The organism is Parasphingopyxis algicola (assembly GCF_013378075.1).
In the GTDB taxonomy this organism is placed as follows: domain Bacteria; phylum Pseudomonadota; class Alphaproteobacteria; order Sphingomonadales; family Sphingomonadaceae; genus Parasphingopyxis; species Parasphingopyxis algicola.
Map to the genome: position 1 here is coordinate 283,397 of NZ_CP051131.1, position 23,601 is coordinate 306,997.

Genomic DNA, 23,601 nt, shown 5'->3' on the forward strand with positions numbered 1-23,601 from the left:
CGCGAATCGTTGTGGATCAACCGCTCGTGCGGTCGCGGGACATGCGGTAAAGACTTTCTATGCCAATTCGCCGCCTTCCCGAACATCTCGTCAACCGCATCGCCGCGGGCGAAGTCGTCGAACGGCCGGCGAGCGCGCTTAAGGAATTGGTAGAAAATGCCGTGGATGCGGGGGCCACGCGGATCGCCGTGCGACTCGCCTCGGGCGGTATCGACCGCGTCGAGGTGATCGACGATGGCTGCGGAATGAGCGCCGGGGAAATGGCGCTGGCGCTCGAGCGGCATGCCACATCCAAGCTTCCGGACGACGATATCGAAGGCGTCGAAACGCTCGGTTTTCGCGGCGAAGCGCTGCCCTCCATCGCCAGCGTCGCGCGCCTCATCGTGGAGAGCCGGGTGCGCGGGGAAGAGGGTTGGTCGCGGATCGTCGACAATGGCGAGCTGGTGGAGGAGGGCCCCGCGGCGCTGCCGCCCGGGACGCGCGTGGTCGTCGACTCGCTCTTCGCCAAGGTACCCGCACGGCGCAAATTTTTGCGCACGCCGCGGTCCGAATATGCGGCCGCGGCGGACGCGATCCGGCGGCTGGCGATGGCGCGGCCCGATATCGGCTTCACGCTCGAGCATGACGGGCGGCGCAACATTTCCGTCCAGCCCGGCGAGACGCGCGCGGAACGGGTCGCCGCGCTGACCGACCGGCAGCTGACCGAAAACAGCGTCGCGGTCGATTATGAGCGCGGCACGGCGAAGCTCGAAGGCGTGGCGAGCCTGCCGACCTTCAATCGCGGGGTCGCCGATCACCAATATCTCTTCGTCAACGGCCGCCCGGTAAAGGACCGGCTGCTCATAGGCGCGGTGCGCGGCGCCTATCAGGATCTGTTGGCGCGGGACCGGCATCCGGTGCTTGCCTTGTTTCTCACGGTCCCGCCCGGCGAGGTCGATGTGAACGTCCATCCCGCGAAGACCGAAGTGCGGTTTCGCGAGCCCGGCAATATCCGCGGCCTGATCGTCGGCGGGCTTCGCCATGCGCTCGACGAGGCCGGATTTCGCAGCGTTCAGCGGCCTTCGGCAGGGGCGCTCGGCAATTGGCAAACGGAGCCTGTCGGCGCGCAGCCCGGAGCGGCGCCCACAGCTTATCCACAGAGCTATCAACAGAATAACCAACAGCGCGCCGCCTTTTTCACGCCGCCGCCGGGTTCGGACCAGGCCAGCGTCTGGGATCAGGCGCCCGATTATCAGCCGGCGCCCGAAGGCCGAGCGGAAGCGGCAGAGGCACCGGTACCGGACGCTGCGGACCACCCGCTCGGTATCGCGCGCGGGCAAGTGGCCGAAACCTATATCGTCGCCGAAGCGGAAGACGGGCTTGTGATCGTCGACCAGCATGCCGCGCACGAACGGCTGGTGCTCGAACGGATGAACCGGGCGATGGCCGAGGGCGGCGTCGCGAGCCAGGGCCTGCTCGTTCCCGAAGTGGTGGAACTTGACGAAAGCGCTTGCGACGCGCTGGAGGAACGGATCGGCGAGCTGACCGAACTTGGCCTCGAACTCGAACGGTTCGGCCCCAAGGCCATGCTGGTCCGCGCGACGCCCGCCATGCTCGGCGCGGGCCACGTCAAAGGGCTGATCACCGACCTTGCCGACGAGATCGCCGCCTATGACCAGCATCTGAGCCTCAAGGAAAAGCTCGACCATGTCGCCGCGACCATGGCGTGCCACGGCTCGGTGCGGGCGGGACGGGTCCTCAACGTCGCCGAGATGAACGCACTGCTCCGCGAAATGGAGGTCACGCCGCATTCGGGCCAGTGCAATCACGGCCGTCCGACCTGGGTGAAGCTGGGCCATGGCGATATCGAGAAGCTGTTTGGGCGGAAGTGATGAAACCAGATATGTAAGAGAGCAAGATGGACAGAGATCAATATCTAGAAGAAGAATATGGCGACCCCGAGAAACGCAGGAAGGCTCTTGAAAAAGCATGGGGTCTCCGGGATTTTGAAATTGATCTCTACTGGAGGCGGGCTAGCTATTTTTGGACCATCATCGCTGCGATTTTTGCCGGGTATTTCCTGTCCGCATCCTCGAACAGAGAAGTTCTGGAAACATTTACGGTCGCCTGTCTGGGCTTTATCTTTTCCCTAGCGTGGTACTGCGCGAATAGAGCGGGAAGTTATTGGCAGCGCAATTGGGAGGCTCACGTCGATATTCTTGAGGACGATATAGTCGGTCCGCTATATAAAACCGTCCGAAAGCCGACTGAGTTTCGGCTTATTAATCTTACCGGTCCCTACGCTTTCTCGGTGACGCAAATCAATGTCAGCTTGTCGCTGACGGTAACGGCCATTTGGTGCGTATTCGTTTATCGCTCAGCCAGTGCGATAGACTGGGGCCGTGGAGCCGAGAGCTTTGCGCCATGGTTTGTTGCGGGCGTTTTGCTCGCAGCTACAATATGGATGATATTCGTTAACGGGCCATGGAAGGTGCGCGCAAAACATAACGCAGATCAGGACTTAGAATTTTCACGCCGTAGGACTGAAGTTACTGATCTAATCTATAACCCCAAAAATGATTGAAATCATCGCCGTCAGCCGCAAAGCCTTGCACGGCATCGCCAAGCCCAATGCAGAGACAATCCGCCTTGTCGCCGCTCATGGCGTCGAGGGCGATGTGCATTTTGGAGTCACGGTCCAGCATCGGTCGCGGGTGATGCAAAATCCGGATCAACCAAATCTGCGCCAGGTGCATTTGATCCATGCCGAACTGTTCGACGAATTGGCGGTGAGGGGATTTCGGGTCGCGCCCGGCGATATGGGCGAGAATATTACGACGCGCGGCGTGAATTTGCTCGCGCTGCCCGAAGGTACGGAACTGGTGATTGGGAATAAGGCGCGCCTCCAGATCACGGGGCTGCGCAATCCGTGCAAGCAGCTGAACGGGCACGCGCCGGGCCTGATGAATGCGGTGCTGGGCAAGGATGCGGACGGAAATTTGATCCGCAAGGCCGGGGTGATGGCGCTGGTGCTGGAAGGTGGCGAGGTGCGGGCTGGCGACGCGATTATGGTGCATCTGCCGGAGGGCGAACAGCGAGCGCTGGCGCCTGTTTAACGCACATCCGTCATTCCGGACTTGTTCCGGAATCCAGAGCCAAAAGCGATACCGCCTGCCGCCCTGGATTCCGGAACAAGTCCGGAATGACGTTGGTTTATCGGCTGCCGACGCCGTTCGCCGCACTCAGCACCGCCCTGACGCTCGCGGTTGCGACATCGCGGCTGATGCCGACGCCGAACGCGGTGTTGCCGTCGCCATCGGTGCATTCGAGATAGGCGGCGGCCTGGGCGTCCGAACCATGGCCGATGGCGTGTTCATTATAATTCACGACATCGAGCCGGATGTCCCATTCGTCGCGCAGTGCCGCGAGGACCGACGAGATCAGGCCGTTGCCGCGCCCGGACACCGAGCGTTCCTCGCCCCTATGGACGATGGTGCCGGTGAAGATGCGGTCCGCCCCGGCGCGGCTTTCTTCGTAATCCACCAGTTCGAACCGCTGCTCGCCGGCAAGACCATAGCGTTTCTGGAAGGCGTGCCAGATATCGTCGGCATCGAGTTCGCGGCTGGTGGCGTCCGCCAGTTCCTGCACGACAAGACTGAAATGCGCCTGCAGCCGCTTGGGCAGTTTCAGTCCCTGATCCTGCTGCAAAACCCAGGCGACGCCGCCCTTGCCGGATTGCGAATTCACGCGGATGACGGCTTCGTAGGACGTGCCGATATCGTTGGGATCGAGCGGCAGATAGGGGACTTCCCATTGCTCGTCATTGCGCGTTTCCTGTGCCGCGAAACCCTTTTTGATCGCGTCCTGATGCGACCCTGAAAAAGCGGTGAAAACGAGTTCGCCACCATAGGGATGGCGCGGATGAACCGGGATCTGGTTGCAATACTCCACGGTGTTCTTGATCTCCTCGATATCGGAAAAATCGAGGCCGGGATGCACGCCCTGCGTGTACATGTTGAGGCCTAGTGTCACGAGATCGACATTGCCCGTGCGCTCGCCATTGCCGAACAGGCAGCCTTCGACCCGGTCCGCGCCGGCGAGCAATCCAAGCTCGGTCGCCGCAGTTCCGGTACCTCGATCGTTGTGCGTGTGGAGCGAGATGACGATGCTGTCGCGGCGCGAGATATGCCGGCCGAAATATTCGATCTGGTCGGCATAGATATTGGGCGTCGCCGCCTCGACCGTCGCGGGCAGGTTGAGGATCAGCGGCTTTTCGGGCGTCGGATCGACAATCGCGATCACCGCGTCGCAAATGCGGATGCTCAGATCGATTTCGGCGGTGGAGAAGGTCTCGGGCGAATATTCGAAATGCCAGTCGGTCTCCGGATATTTGGCCGCCTGTTCGATCAGGATATCGGCGCCCTGTTTGGCGATATCGATCACGCCGTCCTCGTCCATCTGGAAGACGATCTTGCGCCAGGCGGGCGAGATCGCGTTGTAGAGATGGACGATCGCCTGTTTCGCGCCGGCCATGCTCGCGAAGGTCGTCTCGATCAGGTCGCGGCGGGACTGGGTCAGGCCCTGGATGACGACGTCGCCGGGAATCGCGTCGCTATCGACCAGGCCGCGGATGAAATCGAAATCGGTGGCGCCGGATGCCGGGAAGCCGACCTCGATCTCCTTGAGCCCGATCTTGACGAGCAGGTCGAAGAACCGCCGCTTCTTCTCCGCATCCATCGGGTCGATCAGCGCCTGATTGCCGTCGCGCAGATCGGTCGAGAGCCAGCGCGGCGGGGCGGTGATCGTCTGCGACGGCCATTGGCGGTCGGGCAGATCGATTTGCGGAAAGGGTCGGTACTTTTGCGACGGATCGCTCAACATGGGCATGAGACTGGCCTGTTTTTCTTCGGTTTTTGCGGGTTTTAGAAAGGAGCCCTTAGGCCGTGTGTGCTGACTGCAGCACGAAAGGCACGCCTAAGGGCGTGTAAGTCGAAGAATAAGCAGGGCGCGATGCGCTGTCATGGCGACGGGTTGTGACGGCAAACGGTTAACAAGTCCAGTGTTTCCCGTTCGGATTGTCTTAACGGATACTTCATCGCTGGGGGCGCATGGTTCCTCAAATTTCCAATCCAGCGGATATGACCATGTATCGCCTCACATATGTCAGCACCGTCCGGCCCGATATCGGCCAGGCGGACTTCGACGATATTCTTATCGAAGCGCGCGCGAGCAATTTCGCGAACCGGGTCACCGGTCTGCTGATTTGCGACGGCCGGTTTTTCTTCCAGTATCTCGAAGGGACGGAGGCCGCTGTTGAGGCGACGTTCGACCGCATAGGCCGGGATGCGCGTCATTTTGCCTTGGCGGTTCTCGCCCGCGGGCCGACTGGCGGGCGACGATTTCCTGGTTGGGATATGGCCTTTGAGAACGTGGAGGGCGGCGTTTCCTTTTCCGAAGCCGTTTTCGAATCCATAGCGAATTTCGGGTCCGATGCCGCGGCCGCGCTCATCGACTATATCCGGGCGGCCGACCGCGCGGCCTGATCCTGTCCGACCGAGAAGCAAAGCCATGCCGGGGGCAATCGAAACTATTGTAACGCGCCGGGATGGGCCGGCGAACCATCGGGGAGCCCGGCGGACGGAATATCCGACTGCCAAGGCCAAGAGAAGACCCGATGGAGGAAAGACATGAACAAACTGGTTCTGGCCCTGGCGGCCGCCGCCCTGAGCGCAGCAGCCTGCGCTCCGCAAACCGTAACCGAAGAAGCGTCCGCCGAAGACATTCTCGCGGAAGTCAACGACGACCGCACCGGACCAGTCTATACCGGCTCGGGGCGCAACATCGCACTTTCGGGCTATGACGCCGTTTCCTATTTCACCGGCGACGGGACGCCGCAGCCGGGCAATGAGGAATTTGCCGTCGTCTATAACGGCGTCCAGTATCATTTCGCGAGCCAGGCCAATGCCGAGACGTTTCAGGCCGATCCGGCGCGCTATGCGCCGGCCTATGGCGGTTTTTGCGCCTGGGCGACGGCGCGCGGCGATCTCGCTCCGGGAGATCCGGAAGTCTATCGGATCGTCGACGGCCAGCTCTATCTGAACTTCAACGGCGCGGTGCAGCAGCGCTGGGAAGCCGATATCCCCGGTTTCATCGAAAGCGCCGATGAGAATTATCCGCGCTTCGCGGCAGACGCCCAGGAAGGCGCATCGCTCGACGGTTAGATACGCTGGAAAGTACGGCGGCGGGCGCGAGATCGTCCGCCGCCGCTTTTTCGTGTGTCAGTAACAGTCGATCGTCTCGATCCGGTTCGCATCGTCGAGTTGGATGTTGATCCGGTTGGGTTGCAGATCGTCATTTACTCCGTCGCCGGGCCTGATCCAGCGGATATCATCATGACCGACGGCGGCAACGGCTTCGCGCCGGGTTGCATCGTCGGCAACCCGTCCCACCAAATCCCGCAAACGGTCCGCCCCGCATAGTTCGGGCACTATGCCCAGACAATTGGATCCCGCCGGCCTGCGAATGTCCGGATTAATGCCGGGGCAGGGCGGCAGATCGCCTTCCGCCGCCGGTTCGGCCGACGGTGCAGGATCGCCATCGGCCACGGCCATGCGTTCTTGCGCGCGCGTGGCAATCTCGCTCGCTTCGCCAGTGTCGATCGGCTCTGCAGTCTCGGGTTGCGGGCCGCACGCCGACACCGCCAGCATTGCAAGGGAGGCTTTCAGAGCAGGAAAAAAGATACGCATGATACACCTCGCGGGTTGAGGCGCATCAATGTAGCGCTAATTTTTTTCCTTATCCACCAACTTGTTAGCGCCGATCCAGGGCATCATCGCGCGGAGCTCCGCGCCGGTCTTCTCGATCGGATGCTCGGCCTGCAATTTGCGCGCCGCTTTCATCTCGGGATTGCCCATCCGGTTGTCGGTGATGAAGCGCTGGACGAACTTGCCCTTCTGGATATCCTCGAGCACCCGCTTCATTTCGGCCTTGGTTTCCTCGGTAATGACGCGCGGGCCGGTATGATAATCGCCATACTCGGCGGTGTTCGAGATCGAATAGCGCATATTGGCGATGCCGCCCTCATACATGAGGTCGACGATCAGCTTCACTTCATGCAGGCATTCGAAATAGGCCATTTCGGGCGCGTAACCGGCTTCGGTCAAGGTTTCGAAACCGGCCATGACGAGGCTGGTGAGGCCGCCGCACAGCACGGCCTGCTCGCCGAACAGGTCGGTCTCGCATTCCTCGCGGAAAGTGGTCTCGATGATGCCCGAACGGCCGCCGCCGACGCCGCTCGCATAGGCGAGGGTTACGTCATGCGCGTTGCCGGTCGCGTCCTGCGCGATCGCCATCAGGCAGGGAACGCCGCCACCGCGCTCATATTCGGCCCGTACCGTGTGGCCGGGTCCCTTGGGCGCGATCATGATGACGTCGAGATCGGCGCGCGGCTCGATCAGCCCGAAATGCACGTTGAGGCCATGGGCGAAGGCGAGCGCCGCGCCCTCTTTCATGTTGGGCGCCAGATCCTCGGCATAGATCGCCGCCTGATGCTCGTCCGGGGCCAGCATCATTACGATATCGGCCCAGGCCGCCGCTTCAGCGTTGCTCATCACTTTGAAGCCTGCGTCTTCTGCTTTTTTCCGGGTCGCCGAGCCTTCGCGCAGGGCGATCGCCACGTCGCCCACGCCGCTGTCGCGCAGATTTTGCGCATGGGCATGGCCCTGGCTGCCATAGCCGATGATGGCGATCTTCTTGTCCGTGACCAGACCCAGATCGGCATCGGCATCGTAATAGACGCGCATAAGTTCACACTCCCTGTTTTTGCGTCGGACGGCGGAGATAATCGGTGATCCGCGTCCAGTAATGAGAAACGACATAGATGGAGACGGGCAGCGCGAGCGCTACGCCGTCATACCAGACCCAGCCCCAGATATTGACCGCTCCGACCACGGCGAGGACGGGCAATAACGGCCAGAGCCGGAGGATGATGATCCAGGCCATTGCGAAAAAGGCGAGCACCCAGTGCATCTCGTTTTCGAGCGCCATGAACACTGCCGAGCCGAACGCCAGAAAGTAGAAAAAGGCGATGATGATCGCCGATATGCTGATGATTTCGCGCATTGCGGCTTGCTCTAGCTCGCTTCCTTGCCGCGGCCAATGGCCACTACACCGGTGCGCGCTACCTCGACGAGGCCGACTTCGCGCATCAGGTCGATGAAACTGTCGACCTTGTCGCTATTGCCGGTCACCTCGAACACGAAACTGCCCGTCGTCGAATCCACGACCCGCGCGCGATAGACATCGGCGAGGCGCAGCGCCTCGATCCGGTTGTCGCCCGTACCCGCCACCTTGACCAGCGCCATGTCCCGCTCGACATGCGGGCCGATCTCGGTCAGGTCGGTGACCTTGTAGACGGGGGGCATCCGTTCGGTCTGGGCGATGATCTGGTCGATCACATGCGGCGAGCCGATGGTGACGATGGTGATCCGGCTGATCGTCTCGTCCTCGCTGACATCGGTCACGGTCAGGCTCTCGATATTGTAGCCGCGCGCGGTGAACATGCCGGCGATCCGCGCGAGGATGCCCGGTTCGTTGTCGACGAGAATGGAGAGGGTGTGGCGCTCGGCGGCCTCGGTGCGGATTTTCATGACACGGTCCCCGTCCATCCCGAGCCAAGTCGAGGGATAGGTCCGGGCGAAGCCGAGGACAAAATGGTCTCGGCTTTGCTCGACCAGATGTCTCGACTGCGCTCGACACTAGCGGATGCTGGTCTGACGCCCATCAGACCAGCGCCTTCGCTTCGTCTTCCATCGTCCCCGAAACGGTGTCGGATTCGAGGAGCATCTCGGTATGCGCCGCGCCCGACGGGATCATCGGGAAGCAGTTGGCGAGCTTGGCGACGCAGCAATCGACGAGCACCGGCCCGTCATGCGCGAGCATCGCCTCGATGCCGTCGTCGAGATCGGCCGGATCCTCGATCCGGATGCCTTTCCAGCCATAGGCTTCGGCGAGCTTGACGAAATCGGGCAGGGAATCGCTATAGCTTTCGGCATAGCGGCCCGAATAGGTCAGCTCCTGCCACTGGCGGACCATGCCCATATATTCGTTGTTGAGGATGAACAGCTTGACCGGAAGTCGGTATTGGCTCGCCGTGCCGAGCTCCTGGATGTTCATCTGGATCGAGGCTTCGCCGGCAATGTCGATCACCAGCGCATTGGGATTGCCGATCTGCGCGCCGATCGCAGCGGGCAGGCCATAGCCCATCGTGCCGAGCCCGCCCGAGGTCAGCCATTTGTTCGGGCTTTCGAAGCCGTAATGCTGGGCCGCCCACATCTGGTGCTGGCCGACTTCGGTCGTGACGATGGGATTGCGATCATGCGTCGCCCGCCACAGCGCCTGGACGGCGGCCTGCGGCATGATCTCTTTCTTGTTCTCCGGAAAGGCGAGACAGTCGGTCGCGCGCCAGCCGTCGATCCGGGCCCACCAGTCCTGCATATCCGCCTTTTTGAACTGGCGCGCCTTCCAGATCTTGACGATGTCCTCCATCGCCCGGCCCGCATCGGCGTTGATCGCGAGGTCGACGGGCACGATCTTGTTGATCGAACTGCGATCGATATCGATGTGGATCTTCTTGGAATTCGGCGAGAAGGCGTCGAGCCGGCCGGTCACCCGGTCGTCGAACCGGGCGCCGATCGCCACGATCAGGTCCGCCTTGTTCATCGCCATATTGGCCTCGAACGTGCCGTGCATGCCGAGCATGCCGAGCCACTGGTCGGACGAGGCCGGGAAGGCGCCGAGGCCCATCAGCGTCGATGTTACGGGTGCGCCGGTGATCCGTGCCAGCTCGCGCAGGATCATGCTGGCGCCGGGCCCGGAATTGATGACGCCGCCGCCGGTGTACAGGACCGGGCGTTCGGCCGCAGCGATCATCTCCGCTGCGGTCTCCACATTTGCGGGATCGGGCTTGTCGCGCGGAACATAGGCCTTGTGCGCGATGGGCCCCGACTTGCGATAGCGGCCAGTGGCCACCTGCACGTCCTTGGGGATATCGACGACGACGGGCCCGGGGCGGCCGGTGGTCGCGATGAAAAAGGCCTCCTGCACGACATTGCCGAGCGTGTCGGGATCTTTGACCAGATAGTTATGCTTGGTGCAGTGGCGCGTGATGCCGACCGTGTCGGCCTCCTGGAACGCATCGGTGCCGATCAGCGTCGTCGGGACCTGGCCGGTGATGACCACCATCGGTATCGAGTCCATCAGCGCATCGGTGATCCCGGTAACCGCATTGGTCGCCCCGGGGCCTGACGTCACGAGCACGACCCCGGGCTTGCCGGTCGCCCGCGCATAGCCTTCGGCCGCATGTGCGGCACCTTGTTCGTGGCGGCAGAGAATGTGGCGGATGCGCTTCTGTTCGAACAGGGAATCGTAGATCGGCAGCACCGCGCCGCCCGGATAGCCGAAAATGACTTCCACGCCGCAATCCAGCAGCGCTTCGACCAATATATCCGCTCCGGCTTTCTCGGCTGCCATGATCCTCGTCCATTACCCAATGTTGCGCCGCAATAGCAGCGCGGAGACCGGGCTGCTAGACAGGCAAAAATTGTCTGTCAACGACTATCTCAGTAATTTAGTTACAACAATAGTCTCAAAATCATTATATTCTGACTCCTGGATGCGCGGCCACTCGGCCGGCGGCTGATTGGCAAACCAGGTATATTGGCGCTTGGCATAGCGACGCGTGGCCTGGGCCGCCGCCGCGACCGTCTCGACCCGGTCCATTTCGCCCGCCAGAAACGCAGCGATTTCAGGGACTCCGATGGCGCGCATCACGGGCAGGGAGGGATCGAGATCGCGATCGAGCAGCGCCCGTACCTCGTCCACCGCGCCGCTTTCGACCATGTCGGCGAAGCGCCGGTCGCATCGCCCGTAGAGCCAGTTGCGATCGGGAAGGAGGATGAGTGGCGCGAGCTGGATTTCGTCCGCGATGCCGCCGCGTTTTTCGCGTTGCCATTCATGGATCGGGCGCCCGGCCGATCGGATCACCTCGAGCGCGCGGGCGATTCGGGTCGTGTCGGCCGGTTTGAGCCGCTCCGCCGATGCCGGATCCTCGCGTTCGAGCGCGGCATGCGCGTCGGCAACCGGCAGCGCGCGGATCTCGGCCCGGATGTCGGCGTCGATTTCGGGGATCGGCGCCAATCCCTCGAGCAGGGTGCGGTGATAGAGTCCGGTGCCGCCGACCAGGATGGCGGGACGGCCGTCGCGATGGGCGGCGGCGATCTCCGCCTTGGCGTCTTCGGCCCAGCGCGCCGCCGAACAGGCGTTTGCGCCGTCGATATAGCCGAACAGGCGGTGCGGAAGGGCCGCTTCCTCGGCCTCGCTCGGCCGCGCCGTGACGATCCGGAGGTCGCGATAGACCTGGGCGCTGTCGGCATTGATGATGACGCCGTCCGTCCGTTCCGCGATCCGCATCGCGAGAGACGACTTGCCGCTGGCGGTCGGCCCGGCAATAAGCGCGACCCTGGCCCCGTTGGTCTCTTCGTTGGAGTTTCCCGGCATGTTCATCGCAACGCTCATAGCAGCAGATCGGCTTTCCGCAGGCGATATTTCGCTTGCATCGGACCTGCTCGCGGAGGCGGGAGCGGACATTCTCGGCCATATGTGGATCGAACCGGACAAGGCCGTCGATATCCGCTTTTCGGGCGATCTCGTATCCGCGCGCGAGGCGCTGAGCGCATTGGGCTTCGGCATCGATTATGTCGCGCAGCCGGAAGCGGCGCGCGCCAAGAAACTGTTCGTCGCCGATATGGATTCGACGATGATCACCGTCGAATGCCTGGACGAGCTGGCGGATTATGCCGGTTTCAAGCCGCAGGTCGCCGCGATCACCGAACGGGCGATGCGCGGCGAACTCGATTTCGTCGAAGCGCTCGACGAGCGGGTCGCGCTGCTCGCGGATATGGATGCGGCTATCGTGACGCGCTGCCACGAGGAACGGGTCGTCGTTTCGCCCGGCGCGGCGACGCTCGTCCGGACGATGAAGGCGCATGATGTGCACACGGTCCTGGTGTCGGGCGGCTTCACCCTGTTCGCCGATCGGGTGGCGGTTGAGATCGGCTTCGATCGCGCGGTTGCGAACCGGCTCGACATCGCGGCGGGGCGGCTGACGGGCCGGGTGGTCCGGCCGATCGTCGACAGTGCGACCAAGCAGCGCGTCTTGCAGGAAGAAACCGAGCGGCTGGAGCTGGGTGCGGCGGAAACGCTGGCGATCGGAGACGGCGCCAACGATCTCGCGATGGTCGAGCAGGCGGGGCTCGGCGTCGCCTATCGGGGCAAGCCGAAGCTACGCGATGTGGCCGATGCGCGGATCGATCATGGAGATCTGACGGCCTTGCTGTACGCCCAGGGCTATGCGCGCAAGGACTGGGTCGAAGGCTAAGGTTCTATACTAAGTGTAGAACCTAGCTCGACCGCGTCATATCGGCGGCAACGGCGCTCAGGGCAAAGCCGACCGAATCCTCATCGCCGGCAAAGCTGAGTTCGATCCCGGTCTCGGAAATGGCATGTACCTCGGCGACGATCTCGCCCGCCGCCGGATGGACCAGCTTCACGGTCGATCCGCAGGCCGGTTGGGCATTGCTCCGGACAGTCGCGCCGCGGCCCGAAACGGTTTCGAGCGCCGCCGGCGCGGGGGCATCGGCGTGGAGCACGCACATGCGCCGTCGCCGCCACCGCGACGCCATCGATCCACCCTGTATTCCATACGGTCGAGACATGCACTTTCCCCTGGGGAAGGCGCATTAGCCGCGATCGGCAAATATTCGGTTAAGCGGGCCTAGCGTCGGCGGACCGTGATACATTCCGACCCGGCCCGGGTCGCCGCCGCACAGGCCTGTTGGGCCTCAGCGCGTGTGCGGAAGGGGCCGGCCTGCAGGCGGGTATAGGGTCCGGCGCGCACCAGATAGGGCTGCAGATTGGCGAGCGACGATGCGCGGCCGCTGACCTGACGCCACAGATTTTCGGCGCGCGGCCGTTCGCGGAACGAACCAAGCTGGATCCGCCAGTCGCCGCTGCGCGCGGCCGGGGCGGCCGACGACGGTTGAGCGGACGGCGACTGGGTCGCCACCACAGGCGGTTGCTGCGCTGGAGCGGCAGCCGGCGGCGAAGCGGGTGGCGGCGTCGCCGCTGGCGGGCTGGCGGCGGGCGCGGGAACCGGTACCGGCGTGAAGGTCGGCGATGGCGCGGGGGCGGGGGTCGGCGGCGGTGGCGGCGCGACCGCAACCTGCGTTACCGGGTTCGCCTCGGCCATTTGCGCGGCCATCGCCGTGCCCGCCTCGCGTTGCTCGAGCGGAATATAGCGGTCCATCTGCTGCAGGCTGGCCGCGGCCTGGGGTAGGCCGGCGGCGCTCGCATTGCTCATCAGCGCATAGGCGCGGACCCAGTCGCGCGGCGCCAGATCGCCGTTAAACAGCGCGGTGCCGTAGATATATTGTGCGCGCGGCTCGCCGCGATTGGCGGCGCGAATGATATAGGGCATCGCGTCTTCGCGATTGCCGTCTTGGAACAGGATCAGGCCGTAATTGGCTTCGGCCCGCAAATGCCCCTGATCGGCGGCTTGTCCGAACAGGTCGCGCGCGCGCTCCATATCCTGCGGAACGCCGCGACCGAGCTTGTAGGCTTGGCCGAGATTGAACTGGGCGTCGGGATCGCCGGTTTCGGCGAGCGGCTGCCATTCGGAAACGGCGCGGGCATAATCGCCGCTGCGCCAGGCTTCGACGCCTTCCTGAACCCCGGCATTAACCCCCCATGGCAACGCCAACAGCGCCAATGCGGCGCCGATTGCCATCCTGTGTCTCACCGCCATCTGCCGATCTCCCCGATTTTCAGCATCTTGCCTATCGCGAATAATAGCAGGGTTAAAGCCGGATTAGCAAAACCGTGCCGTCCATTTCCGGGACATCAATCAAAATTTAACGCCAGCCGTTAACCAGATTTTAGTCACCCGAGTGGCAATGCCGCTGATGAAATACCGCCATCAAAGGGGATATCATGCGGGTATTGGCATTAGCATCGCAAAAGGGCGGCTCGGGAAAGACGACGCTTTCCGGGCACCTCGCCGTAGAGGCGCAGCGAAGTGGCGCGGGACCAGTGGTGTTGATCGATATCGATCCCCAGGGTTCGCTCGCCGACTGGTGGAACGAGCGTGAAGACGACATGCCAGCCTTTGCGCAGACGACCGTCGCCCGTCTCGCGGCCGACCTCGAGGTTCTCCGGCAGCAGGGTTTCAAGCTCGCCGTCCTCGATACGCCGCCGGCCATCACCATGGCGATCCAGAGCGTCATCCAGGTCGCCGAACTCATCGTCATTCCGACCCGCCCGAGCCCGCACGATCTGCGCGCCGTCGGGGCCACCGTCGATCTGTGCGAACGCGCCGGCAAACCGCTGATCTTCGTCGTCAACGCGGCGACGCCCAAGGCCAAGATCACCTATGAGGCCGCCGTCGCGCTGTCGCAGCATGGCACGGTCGCCCCAGTCACGCTCCACCATCGCACGGATTTCGCCGCCTCGATGATCGACGGCCGGACGGTCATGGAGATCGATCCGAACGGCAAGTCCGCCGCCGAAATCCACGAGCTGTGGGCCTATATCTCCGACCGGCTCGAAAAGAATTTCCGCCGCACCGTGTTCAGCGGGCCCAAATTCCCGGCCCAGCCGGGCACCGTGCAGCGTCCCGCGACAGGTGGTTTCGGCCGCCGGGTGACAGGCCAGTAGGAGCGACACAATGGGCGAAGAAAAATTCGCGTCGCTTTCCTCGGGTCTGCTTGCGCGCAAGGGCGCGGCAAAGCCCGCCATGCGACGCCAGGGGTTCATCAACCCGCAGGGCGACGTCACCGAAGATCTGGGCTGGAACGATATGGGGTTCGAAGCGCCCCGGCCGATCGAAAGCGATTCCGAGCATCAAGGCGAGGCGCCGCTTCCGGAAGTCCGCAAGCAGCAGGATCAGCTCGCCGAGGGCTTGAACGAGGTGGTCGAGGAACCGGCCGAGGCGCCGCTTCCGCCTCCCATCGACGAGGCGGAACCCGAACCGGAACCCGAACCCGAACCCTATAGGCCGAACGGTCATGGCGGTCTGACGCCGATGGAGTCCGAAGATATCGAGTCCGAACCGGCCGAATTCCACGCTGGCGATGCGGACGATGGCGACATGCCGGCGGTTCCCGACACGGGGCTGCGCCTCCATGGGCGCTCGCCGCTGTCGGAGAAAAAGTCGCCCAAGGCGAAACAGCGCGCGGAAACGCCCGCCGAAGCTCCGGTTGACACGCAGGACATGGCCGAACCGGAGGACAGGGACGTTCCGGCGCGCGAGAAGGTCGCCTTTACCTTGCGGCTCGACAAGGAGCGGCACCTGAAGCTGCGCCTTGCTTCGGCCGTTACCAACCAGTCGGCCCAGCGTCTCGTCACCGAAGCGCTCGACCAGTTCCTGGAACAGCATCCCGACGTGCGCGCGCTCACCGGACAGGCGTCCGGCGGCAAGACGCACTGATTGAGGAGGGGTATAATGAAACCGAGCATCATCAAGATCGCGGCATCGTCGTTGGCCGTCGGCGCCTCGCTCGCCGGACTGACGCCGCTTGCCAACGGGGCCTTTTCGACCGGCGCGACCGCAACCGACAGCCGCGCCGCGCAACAGGCCGCCCATGCGGCTGGTGAAGCCCGCCAGGCGCTGGGCGAGAATGACGGCGTTGCCGCCATCCGCCATGCCGAGCGCGCCGTGCAATCGATGCCCAACAGTGCCGAATATCGCCATCTTCTGGGCCGCGCCTATCTGGCGGCCGGACGTTTCGCCTCGGCCGAAACGAGCTTCCAGGACGCCCTGACGCTCAATCCCGATCTGAACCGCACCGCGTTCAACCTCGCCCTCGCGCAGATCGCGCAGGGCAACCGGTCCGACGCGCTTGCCGAGCTCAACAATCTCGAGGGCCGTATGGGCGCCTCCGATCTCGGGCTCGCCATGGCGCTTGCCGGCAATCACGATCGCGCGATCGTGATCCTCCAGCAGGCTGCGCGCGCCAATGGCGGCGACCCGCGGGCCCGCCAGAATCTCGCGCTGACCTATGCGATGGCCGGACGCTGGGCGGAAGCCCGGATTACGGCGGCGCAGGATGTCAGCCTCGCCGAACTCGACGGCCGCATGCGCGACTGGACGCAGTTCGCTGCGCCGGAGAATGAATGGGATCAGGTCTCGAGCCTTCTCGGCGTGACCGCCGATCACAGCGATCCCGGCCAGCCGGTCCGGCTGGCGCTGGCCCCGCAGGACACGACGGTCATGACGGCCGAAGCCGATGTCGGTTCTGACGATCAGGATCCCGTCGTCGCCTTCACGGCGCCTGCCGAAACCGGCGCGGTTGCCGATGTCGAGGCGGTGCCCGTCATCGAAGCCGAAGAGACGCCGATGCGCGTCGCTGCGGTGGAGACCGAAGACTATTCCGCCCCGGCCGCCGACGCATTCATCGTCGAGGAAGAGGATAATTACGAAGTGGCCGATGCCAGCGATGCGATCGCGGCCGCCGCTGCTCCGCCGGCCCAGCCCGTTGTTGCACTGACGGCGCCGGTCGTCGCGGCCTCGGCACCGGCCGAAGAGAGCTGGCTCGCGGTTCTGCGGGCGGCTCGCGCGCCCGAACGGCCGGTCACGGCCGTCGCGCCTGTCGATCAGCCCGCCGCTCCCGCAGCATCGCGGAGCTCCAATGGCCGCTACGTCGTCCAGCTTGGCGCGTTTTCGAACCGGGCCAATGTGCGCGTGGCGTGGGATCGTGCCGTACGGCGCTATGGCGGCCTCGCCGAATATACGCCGTCGCGCGCGACGTTCGAGCGCGGCCGGACCCTGTATCGCCTGTCATTCGGCGGCTTCGAAAGCCGCCGCGAGGCCAACGGCCTGTGCCGGACCCTGCGTTCGCGCGGCCAGGAATGCTTCGTGCGCGCCCGTGCCGGCGATGCGCCGCTGCAAATGGCGGCGCGCAGCGGTGCGGGGGCAGCGGCGCTCCGCTAGCCGGTCAATCCGACGATATCAGGAGGGCGGTCGATCCACGGGTCGGCCGCCCTTTATCGTATGGACGACCTTGCCCTGCACCGGCAGTTCGTCGAACGGCGTATTGCCGGCGCGCGAGGCCATGTTCGTCGTGTCGACACGCCAAGGCGCATCCGGATCGAAGACGACCAGGTCGGCAGCCGCGCCGGTTGCGAGCGAACCGCCATCGACACCGAGTATTCCGGCGGGATTGGACGAAAGCAGCGCAAACAGCCGCGCCATGTCGATATGGCCTTCACGGACCAGGTTGAGCGAGAGCGTGAGCAGCGTTTCCGCACCCGACATGCCGGGTTCGGCATCGGCATAGGGCAGGCGCTTCGCCTCGGGCCCCTGCGGATCATGGGCGGAGCAGATGACGTCGATCGTGCCGTCGGCGAGCGCGACCAGCGCGGCATCGCGATCTTCCGCACTGCGCAGTGGCGGGGACAGTTTGGCGAAGGTGCGATAGGCGCCGATATCGACATCGCAGAGCAGGAGATGCGCGGATGTGATCCCACAACTGACCTTGATCCCCCGCGCCTTGGCGTCGCGGATCCGATCGAACCCGCGGGCCGTGGTGACCGTCCGGAAATGGATATGGGCATCGGCCTGCTCGGCCAGCAGGATATCCCGCGAGATCGCGATCGCCTCGGAAATGGCGGGCGCGCCGGGCAGGCCCAGGCGCGTGGCCGTTTCCCCTTCGGTGGCGACGGCATGGCCCGAAAGGCCTTCGTCTTCGGCATGGGCGATGACGACGAGATCGAGCGCGGCGGCATAACGGAGCACGCGGTGCATGACGCCGGCATCGGCGATCCGCTGTCGACCCGTGGAGACGGCGACCGCGCCGGCGCGCTGCATCAGGCCGTATTCGGTCAGCTCCCGGCCTTGCAGGTCTTGCGTCGCCGCAGCGATCGGATGAATCCAGACGGCCGGCTTGCCGGCCGCCGCGGCGTGCTGGACCATAGCCGGTTCGTCGATCGCGGGGGACTGGTCGGGCATCAGCGCGACGCGCGTGATGCCGCCCGCGACAAAAGCGGGGATATCGACGGCGAAGGCGCCCAGATCGACGATAGCCGGGGCGAGGTGCAAGCCGCTTGCGTCGAGCGTTGCGGCGCCGTCCGGTGCACTGTCGACAATCATGCCGTCGGCACAGGCGATGTCGCCCGGCGCTTCCGTGCCCGCCGCCGGATCGACCAGCGTGGCGCCCGTTATCGTCAGCGCGCTCATGCCCAGCCCTCCACGCCGCGCTGATTGCGGGTCAGCACGTCGAGGCAGGCCATGCGGACGGCGACGCCCATCTCGACCTGTTCGGTGATCGCCGAACGTTCGAGATCGTCGGCGATATCGCTGGCGATCTCGATCCCGCGGTTCATCGGGCCGGGATGCATAACCAGCGCGTCGGGCGCCGCTTTTTCGAGCCGCTTGCGCGTCAGGCCGTAGAGCGCGAAATATTCGCGCGGGGAGGGGATGAAGCCGCCCTGCATCCGCTCGTTCTGAAGCCGCAGCATCATCACGACATCGGCGCCCGCGAGCCCGGCATCGAAATCGGTGAAGGGGGTCACGCCGAGCCGGTCGATCGCCGGCGGCATCAGGGTCGGCGGCGCGATGACGTTCACCTCCGCCCCCAACGCCGTCAGTGCGAGAATGTTGGACCGGGCGACTCGGCTGTGCAGGATATCGCCGCAGATCGCGACGCGCAGCTTCTCGAACGCGCCGCGCCGCCGCCGGATCGTCAGCGCGTCGAGCAGCGCCTGTGTGGGGTGCTCGTGCCAGCCGTCCCCGGCGTTGAGCACGGGGCAATCGACCTTGTCGGCGATCAGCTGGACCGCACCGGAGGCTTGGTGCCGGATCACGATGACATCGGCGCGCATCGCGTTGAGAGTTACCGCCGTATCGATCAGGGTTTCGCCCTTCTTCACGCTCGATTGCGCAGCATGCATGTTGACGACGTCCGCGCCGAGCCGTTTGCCCGCGATCTCGAACGACAGCAGCGTGCGCGTCGACGCCTCGAAAAAGGCGTTCATCTGCGTGAGCCCCGCGAGCCGGTCGTCATGCTTGGAGGATTGCCGGTTCAGGTCTACCCATTGCTCGGCCTCGTCGAGCAGAAAGGTGATCTCCCAGGGCTGGAGCCCGAAAATACCGGTGAGATGCCTGTGCGGAAAGGGATGCGCGCCTTCGGGTGTGGCCGCAGCAGTGGGAATCGCGTTTTGCATTAAAGGGGTGCTTTAGGCGCGATGGGGCGGGGGGGCAATACGGGTTGATTTCCCCATACCGCGCGCCTTCCGGTGGTCGCGGTCGGATAGTCAAAACTTGCTTTGCATCCCCACTAGGGTGTAATTTTCCGTTTCAACCGCGATGGAGGCGGAAATCATGAAACGGATACTGATCATTGCCGGGGTGCTTGCGCTGGGCGCCTGCGCGGAAAGCGCGCCCGAGGCGGAGCCTGCGGTAGAAGCGGTGGAAGAGGAAGCCGCCACCGACTGGTCCGCATGGGTCGGCAGCTACGACATCGCCTATGACGATGGTGGCGAGGCCGCGCTGACGATCGCCGATGGCGGGACCTACGAGTTCGTTACTGGCGATGAGACGCGCACGGGGACCGTTGAAATGGGCGACGGCGGCGCAATCTGCTACACCAATGACGATGGTGAAACCCCGACGGAATGCTGGATCAACAGCGCGGCGGCCGAAGACGGCAGCTGGCGGTCAACCAGCGATCAGGGCGAAACGGTAACGGTTTCGCGGGTCGCAGCGGACGCGGAAACCGAAGCCTAGCACCAGTCGGGTTGTTGGGCGCAGTGCCTTCTATATGCCCCCGAACTGGGGGTGCAGCGTGCCGGTCGACGGATTTCTGCGCGCAATCGGCTATGATCCGACCAGCGCGTCGATCGCGCCCTGCAGGATAAAGCCCGCAGCCGCCGCATCCACGCGCTCCGCGCGCTTCTTGCGCGTGACATCCGCCTCGATCATCGCGCGTTCGACGGCCTGGGTGGACCAGCGTTCGTCCCAGAGCAGGATGGGGAGGTCGAGCGCCTGGTCGAGATTGCGCGCAAAGGCGCGGGTGGACTGGGTTTGCGGGCTATCCGTACCGTCGAGATTGAGGGGGAGGCCGATCACGAGGCCGGCGACCTGCTGTTCGGCGAAGATCGTTCGCAGCCGCTCAAGATCCTTCGAGAATTTGCTCCGCTTCACTGTCTCCGCTGCGCTGGCGAAGGTCCATCCGGCATCGCAGAGCGCCACCCCGATCGTCTTGCTGCCGACATCGAGCCCGGCGAGCCGCCCGCCATCGGGCAGGGCGTCGCGGAATCCGGCGGCGCCGTCGGCGATCATCGCGCGGCCCGGTAGGCGGCGACCCGCCGCTCCACATCGGCGCGCAAATTGCTCCAGAAGAGCAGGAAGTCGAAGACGTGGAAATTGTTGCCGGGGAGCACATAGCGGCCGAATTGCTCGGGCGGCTGGCCGACCAGCAACAGGCCCTGTTCGTCGCAGCGCGCCGGGACAAGGCCGGGCGCAAGGCTTGCATCGTTCATTTCGTCATTCGGAACGATCGCGCCGAGATTGGCGTCCGCGGCCGCCGCTTCGCCGTCCGCGCTGCCGCTCAGCGGGTTGACGCAGAGCATGGCGGTGTCGCGGCGCGGCGCGCCCGTATAGCCGGTGCTCTCGTCGTAGATGCGCGTGATCTGGTTGGGATCGGCGGGCTCCGCGAAGCTCTGGAAGGCGACGATGCAACGGCTGGCGTTGGCGTCTTCGCACGCCGGCAGGGGCAGGGCCGGCAGGTCCGCCTCGACCGAGATCGGCCAGCCGATCACATAGGCCGCCGCGATCCGGTTTGCGAGCGGCGTCCCGGCGATGCGCTCGTGGAGCAAGGTCGTCAGGTGCAGGCTGCCCTGGCTGTGCCCGGCGATGACGAAGGGCTGGTCCGCGCCGATCTCGGACAGGAAATAGTCGAACGCCGCGTCCACGTCCTGATAGGCGAAGCGCAGTGCGACCTCGGCATTGCGATGGTTGGTCAGGAAGGCGCCGACCACGGCCTGGCGGTAAAGCGGCGCCCAGATATCGCCGATCTCGTTGAAGACGCTCGCCTGGCTGGCGGCGAACAGCTGCTGGCGTTCGAGCGCGGCCGGGCTCCGCAGCGGCGCGTTCCAGCGGTCGCGGTCGAGATAGGTGGTCGGGAGAACATAGAAGACCGGGATTCGGTCCCCTTCGTCATTGGCGTTCTCCTCGGGGACGATCTCGTCGGCGTCGTAGTCGACATAATTGTCGGGCAGCCAGTCGCTCGGCGGATTCTCGATATCGGGCCGGGCCAGCCACATGGCGCGGTTGGCATAGGCGCTGTCCTCCACCTCTTCGAGCATCTCGATGGTCTCGCCGGGGACGAGCGCCATCTCGAGCAGTTCGTCCTGGAACAGCGTCCAGGCGATCCCGGCGAGCAGGACCAGCACGATGACGATCGCGATCAGATAGAGGAAGATACGGGCGGCCATGAATGCACTCTTTATCGGTCAGCCGCGCGCCATAGGACAAGCTGTGCGAAAGGCCAACGGCAGAGCGCCGAACATGCGTTATACGCGCTTGCGGGAAAGGCAGGGCGATGCTAGCCGCGCGGCCATGTCCGTCGATACCGAAACCGTGCTCCGCATCGCGAGCCTCGCCCGCATTGCGATGAGCGAAGAACAGGCCGAGCGCCTCAAGCCCGAACTCAACAATATCCTCGGCTGGGTCGAGCAGCTGGGCGAAGTCGATACGTCCGGCGTCGAACCGCTGGCGGTCGTCATCGAGAACCATACCCGGATGCGCGAGGATGTGGTGACCGACGGCGACAAGCGCGACGATATCCTCGCCAATGCGCCGGTCGCCGAACACGGCTTTTTCGCCGTGCCGAAGGTGATCGAATAGTGATGCAGATTGTCCATCCTGTCGTCATTGCGAGCGTAGCGAAGCAATCCAGATCCGCATGCGCCGTCGCCAACCGCCCTGGATTGCTTCGTCGCTTCGCTCCTCGCAATGACGGAGCCAACGCATGACCGACATTACCGATCTGGGCGTTGCGGACATCCGCGACGGGTTCCGCGGCGGGGCGTTTTCCGCGCGCGAAGTGGCCGATGCGTTCAATGACGCGGTTGCCGGCGCCGAGGCGCTCAACTGCTTCATCGTGACGACGCCCGAAAAGGCCGTTGAGGCGGCGGAAGAAGCGGATCGCGCGCTTGCTGCGGGCGATGCCGGACCGCTTTCTGGCGTGCCGCTCGGCATCAAGGACCTGTTCTGCACCGACGGCGTTCAGTCGACCGCGGGAAGCCATATCCTCGAAGGTTTCGTGCCGCCCTACGAGTCCACAGTTTCCGGCAATCTGCTGGGTGCGGGCGCGGGGATGCTCGGCAAGCTCAATATGGACCAGTTCGCGATGGGCTCGTCCAACGAGACCAGCTATTTCGGCAATGTGGTTTCGCCGTGGAAACGCAATGACGGCGGCAACACGCCGATGTCGCCGGGCGGATCCTCGGGCGGCACGTCCTCGGCGATCGCCGCGCATATCGTGCCCGCCGCGACGGGTACCGATACGGGCGGCTCGATCCGCCAGCCCGCCGCCTTCACCGGCATTTGCGGGATGAAGCCGACCTATGGCCGCTGCTCGCGCTACGGGATGGTCGCCTTCGCCTCGTCGCTGGACCAGGCCGGCCCGATGGCGCGCAGCGTAAAGGATTGCGCGATCCTGCTCGAAGCGATGGCGGGCCATGATCCCAAGGACTCCACATCGCTCGATGAGCCGGTGCCCAATTGGGAAGCGGGCCTGAGCAGCGATCTGACCGGCAAGAAGATCGGCATCCCGAAGGAATATCGCGTCGACGATATGCCCGGGGAAATCGATGCGCTGTGGAAACAGGGTGTCGAATGGATGCGCGATGCGGGCGCGGAGATCGTCGACGTCTCGCTGCCGCACACCAGATACGCGCTGCCGGCCTATTACATCATCGCGCCGGCCGAGGCCTCGGCCAATCTCGCGCGCTATGACGGCGTGCGCTACGGCCTGCGCAAGCTGCCCGAGGGCGCGAACCTGCAGGAAATGTACGCCGCGACGCGGGCCGCCGGTTTCGGCGACGAAGTGAAACGCCGCATCATGATCGGCACCTACGTACTGAGCGCCGGTTTCTATGACGCCTATTACACGCAGGCGGCGAAGGTCCGGACCCTGATCGCGCAGGATTTCGACCGGGCCTGGGAAAGCTGCGATTATCTGCTGACGCCGACCGCGCCGAGCGCTGCGTTCGGGCTCGGCGATCTGAGCGACGATCCGATCGCCATGTACCTCAATGACGTGTTCACTGTGCCGAGCTCGCTGGCCGGACTGCCTGCGATCGCCGTTCCCGGCGGGCTCGATCATCAGGGCCTACCGCTCGGCCTGCAGGTGATCGGCAAAGCGCTGGACGAGCAGGGAGTGATGAATGCCGGGCTGGCGCTCGAGGAGCGGGCCGGATTCACCCATCGTGCGGAGAAATGGTGGTGAGACGGACTTTCACGACATCCGCTCACCCTGAGCTTGTCGAAGGGTCGTACTTTTCTTT

Annotated in this window: 25 protein-coding genes; 12 read left to right on the plus strand and 13 right to left on the minus strand. The window is 64.4% G+C overall.

Features of this window, described 5'->3' with window-relative positions:
• The first annotated feature begins 59 nt into the window (after positions 1-59).
• Genes mutL through HFP57_RS01550 form a run of 3 tightly spaced genes read left to right on the plus strand, consistent with a single transcriptional unit; the run spans position 60 to position 3,095 of the window.
• Positions 60-1,871, plus strand: a complete 1,812-nt coding sequence (mutL, locus tag HFP57_RS01540; RefSeq protein WP_176868116.1) for a DNA mismatch repair endonuclease MutL — start codon at positions 60-62, stop codon at positions 1,869-1,871.
• 26 nt (positions 1,872-1,897) lie between these two features.
• Positions 1,898-2,563, plus strand: coding sequence for a RipA family octameric membrane protein (locus HFP57_RS01545; protein ID WP_176868117.1), 666 nt, complete (start codon positions 1,898-1,900; stop codon positions 2,561-2,563).
• A complete protein-coding gene (locus HFP57_RS01550; RefSeq protein ID WP_176868118.1) occupies positions 2,556-3,095 on the plus strand; it encodes an MOSC domain-containing protein in 540 nt (179 codons plus the stop codon). The genes HFP57_RS01545 and HFP57_RS01550 overlap by 8 nt, the downstream gene beginning before the upstream one ends.
• A 97-nt stretch (positions 3,096-3,192) precedes the next feature.
• Here HFP57_RS01550 and leuA read toward each other — a convergent pair whose 3' ends face one another.
• Positions 3,193-4,860, minus strand: coding sequence for a 2-isopropylmalate synthase (gene leuA / locus HFP57_RS01555; RefSeq protein ID WP_176871092.1), 1,668 nt, complete (start codon positions 4,858-4,860; stop codon positions 3,193-3,195).
• A gap of 263 nt (positions 4,861-5,123) precedes the next feature.
• Here leuA and HFP57_RS01560 point away from each other — a divergent pair, with 263 nt between their 5' ends.
• Entirely contained in the window at positions 5,124-5,522 is a 399-nt protein-coding gene (locus HFP57_RS01560; protein WP_176868119.1) for a BLUF domain-containing protein, read from the plus strand.
• A gap of 144 nt (positions 5,523-5,666) precedes the next feature.
• Complete coding sequence (locus HFP57_RS01565) at positions 5,667-6,200, plus strand: YHS domain-containing (seleno)protein (RefSeq protein WP_176868120.1); 534 nt, start codon at positions 5,667-5,669, stop codon at positions 6,198-6,200.
• A gap of 57 nt (positions 6,201-6,257) precedes the next feature.
• Here HFP57_RS01565 and HFP57_RS01570 read toward each other — a convergent pair whose 3' ends face one another.
• The 6 genes from HFP57_RS01570 to miaA form a co-directional block, all read right to left on the minus strand.
• Positions 6,258-6,725, minus strand: coding sequence for an I78 family peptidase inhibitor (locus tag HFP57_RS01570; protein ID WP_176868121.1), 468 nt, complete (start codon positions 6,723-6,725; stop codon positions 6,258-6,260).
• 36 nt (positions 6,726-6,761) lie between these two features.
• Positions 6,762-7,781 carry a ketol-acid reductoisomerase gene (gene ilvC / locus HFP57_RS01575; RefSeq protein WP_176868122.1) on the minus strand — a complete coding sequence of 340 codons (1,020 nt, stop codon included), beginning with the start codon at positions 7,779-7,781 and terminating at the stop codon, positions 6,762-6,764.
• A 4-nt stretch (positions 7,782-7,785) separates the two neighbouring features.
• Complete coding sequence (locus HFP57_RS01580; RefSeq protein WP_176868123.1) at positions 7,786-8,100, minus strand: hypothetical protein; 315 nt, start codon at positions 8,098-8,100, stop codon at positions 7,786-7,788.
• An 11-nt stretch (positions 8,101-8,111) separates the two neighbouring features.
• On the minus strand, positions 8,112-8,627 hold the full coding sequence (ilvN, locus tag HFP57_RS01585) for an acetolactate synthase small subunit (protein WP_176868124.1): 516 nt from the start codon (positions 8,625-8,627) through the stop codon (positions 8,112-8,114).
• Between the two features lie 133 nt (positions 8,628-8,760).
• On the minus strand, positions 8,761-10,509 hold the full coding sequence (locus HFP57_RS01590; RefSeq protein WP_176868125.1) for an acetolactate synthase 3 large subunit: 1,749 nt from the start codon (positions 10,507-10,509) through the stop codon (positions 8,761-8,763).
• 84 nt (positions 10,510-10,593) lie between these two features.
• On the minus strand, positions 10,594-11,541 hold the full coding sequence (gene miaA, locus HFP57_RS01595; protein WP_425500721.1) for a tRNA (adenosine(37)-N6)-dimethylallyltransferase MiaA: 948 nt from the start codon (positions 11,539-11,541) through the stop codon (positions 10,594-10,596).
• Between miaA and serB the strand changes: the two genes are divergently transcribed.
• Complete coding sequence (gene serB / locus HFP57_RS01600) at positions 11,534-12,415, plus strand: phosphoserine phosphatase SerB (RefSeq protein WP_176868127.1); 882 nt, start codon at positions 11,534-11,536, stop codon at positions 12,413-12,415. The genes miaA and serB overlap by 8 nt on opposite strands.
• A gap of 22 nt (positions 12,416-12,437) precedes the next feature.
• Here the strand turns inward: serB and HFP57_RS01605 are convergent, their stop codons facing one another.
• Together HFP57_RS01605 and HFP57_RS01610 are read right to left on the minus strand one after the other, a co-directional pair.
• Entirely contained in the window at positions 12,438-12,719 is a 282-nt protein-coding gene (locus HFP57_RS01605; protein WP_246263246.1) for a hypothetical protein, read from the minus strand.
• A gap of 92 nt (positions 12,720-12,811) precedes the next feature.
• On the minus strand, positions 12,812-13,822 hold the full coding sequence (locus tag HFP57_RS01610) for an SPOR domain-containing protein (RefSeq protein ID WP_246263247.1): 1,011 nt from the start codon (positions 13,820-13,822) through the stop codon (positions 12,812-12,814).
• Between the two features lie 203 nt (positions 13,823-14,025).
• Here HFP57_RS01610 and HFP57_RS01615 point away from each other — a divergent pair, with 203 nt between their 5' ends.
• From HFP57_RS01615 to HFP57_RS01625, 3 genes are read left to right on the plus strand one after another with little or no spacing between them, the layout of a single operon-like run.
• Complete coding sequence (locus HFP57_RS01615; protein WP_176868130.1) at positions 14,026-14,748, plus strand: ParA family protein; 723 nt, start codon at positions 14,026-14,028, stop codon at positions 14,746-14,748.
• 10 nt (positions 14,749-14,758) lie between these two features.
• On the plus strand, positions 14,759-15,520 hold the full coding sequence (locus HFP57_RS01620; protein WP_176867843.1) for a hypothetical protein: 762 nt from the start codon (positions 14,759-14,761) through the stop codon (positions 15,518-15,520).
• A 15-nt stretch (positions 15,521-15,535) separates the two neighbouring features.
• Positions 15,536-17,023, plus strand: a complete 1,488-nt coding sequence (locus tag HFP57_RS01625) for an SPOR domain-containing protein (RefSeq protein ID WP_176868131.1) — start codon at positions 15,536-15,538, stop codon at positions 17,021-17,023.
• 18 nt (positions 17,024-17,041) lie between these two features.
• Here HFP57_RS01625 and HFP57_RS01630 read toward each other — a convergent pair whose 3' ends face one another.
• Both HFP57_RS01630 and HFP57_RS01635 read right to left on the minus strand, forming a co-directional pair.
• Entirely contained in the window at positions 17,042-18,268 is a 1,227-nt protein-coding gene (locus HFP57_RS01630; protein ID WP_176868132.1) for a dihydroorotase, read from the minus strand.
• Positions 18,265-19,254, minus strand: a complete 990-nt coding sequence (locus tag HFP57_RS01635) for an aspartate carbamoyltransferase catalytic subunit (RefSeq protein WP_176868133.1) — start codon at positions 19,252-19,254, stop codon at positions 18,265-18,267. The genes HFP57_RS01630 and HFP57_RS01635 overlap by 4 nt, the downstream gene beginning before the upstream one ends.
• A gap of 157 nt (positions 19,255-19,411) precedes the next feature.
• On the opposite strand from HFP57_RS01635, the gene HFP57_RS01640 reads away from it, so the two are divergent.
• Positions 19,412-19,816, plus strand: a complete 405-nt coding sequence (locus tag HFP57_RS01640; RefSeq protein ID WP_176868134.1) for a hypothetical protein — start codon at positions 19,412-19,414, stop codon at positions 19,814-19,816.
• A gap of 90 nt (positions 19,817-19,906) precedes the next feature.
• Here HFP57_RS01640 and ruvX read toward each other — a convergent pair whose 3' ends face one another.
• Positions 19,907-20,371, minus strand: a complete 465-nt coding sequence (gene ruvX, locus HFP57_RS01645) for a Holliday junction resolvase RuvX (protein WP_176868135.1) — start codon at positions 20,369-20,371, stop codon at positions 19,907-19,909.
• Entirely contained in the window at positions 20,368-21,525 is a 1,158-nt protein-coding gene (locus HFP57_RS01650) for a DUF3089 domain-containing protein (RefSeq protein WP_176868136.1), read from the minus strand. Before HFP57_RS01650 ends, ruvX begins: the two co-directional genes overlap by 4 nt.
• Positions 21,526-21,649: 124 nt before the next feature.
• Between HFP57_RS01650 and gatC the strand changes: the two genes are divergently transcribed.
• Together gatC and gatA are read left to right on the plus strand one after the other, a co-directional pair.
• On the plus strand, positions 21,650-21,937 hold the full coding sequence (gene gatC / locus HFP57_RS01655; protein ID WP_176871093.1) for an Asp-tRNA(Asn)/Glu-tRNA(Gln) amidotransferase subunit GatC: 288 nt from the start codon (positions 21,650-21,652) through the stop codon (positions 21,935-21,937).
• A 124-nt stretch (positions 21,938-22,061) separates the two neighbouring features.
• Positions 22,062-23,543 (plus strand): Asp-tRNA(Asn)/Glu-tRNA(Gln) amidotransferase subunit GatA, encoded by a 1,482-nt coding sequence (gene gatA / locus HFP57_RS01660; protein WP_176868137.1) that lies wholly within the window; start codon positions 22,062-22,064, stop codon positions 23,541-23,543.
• Positions 23,544-23,601 lie beyond the last annotated feature (58 nt).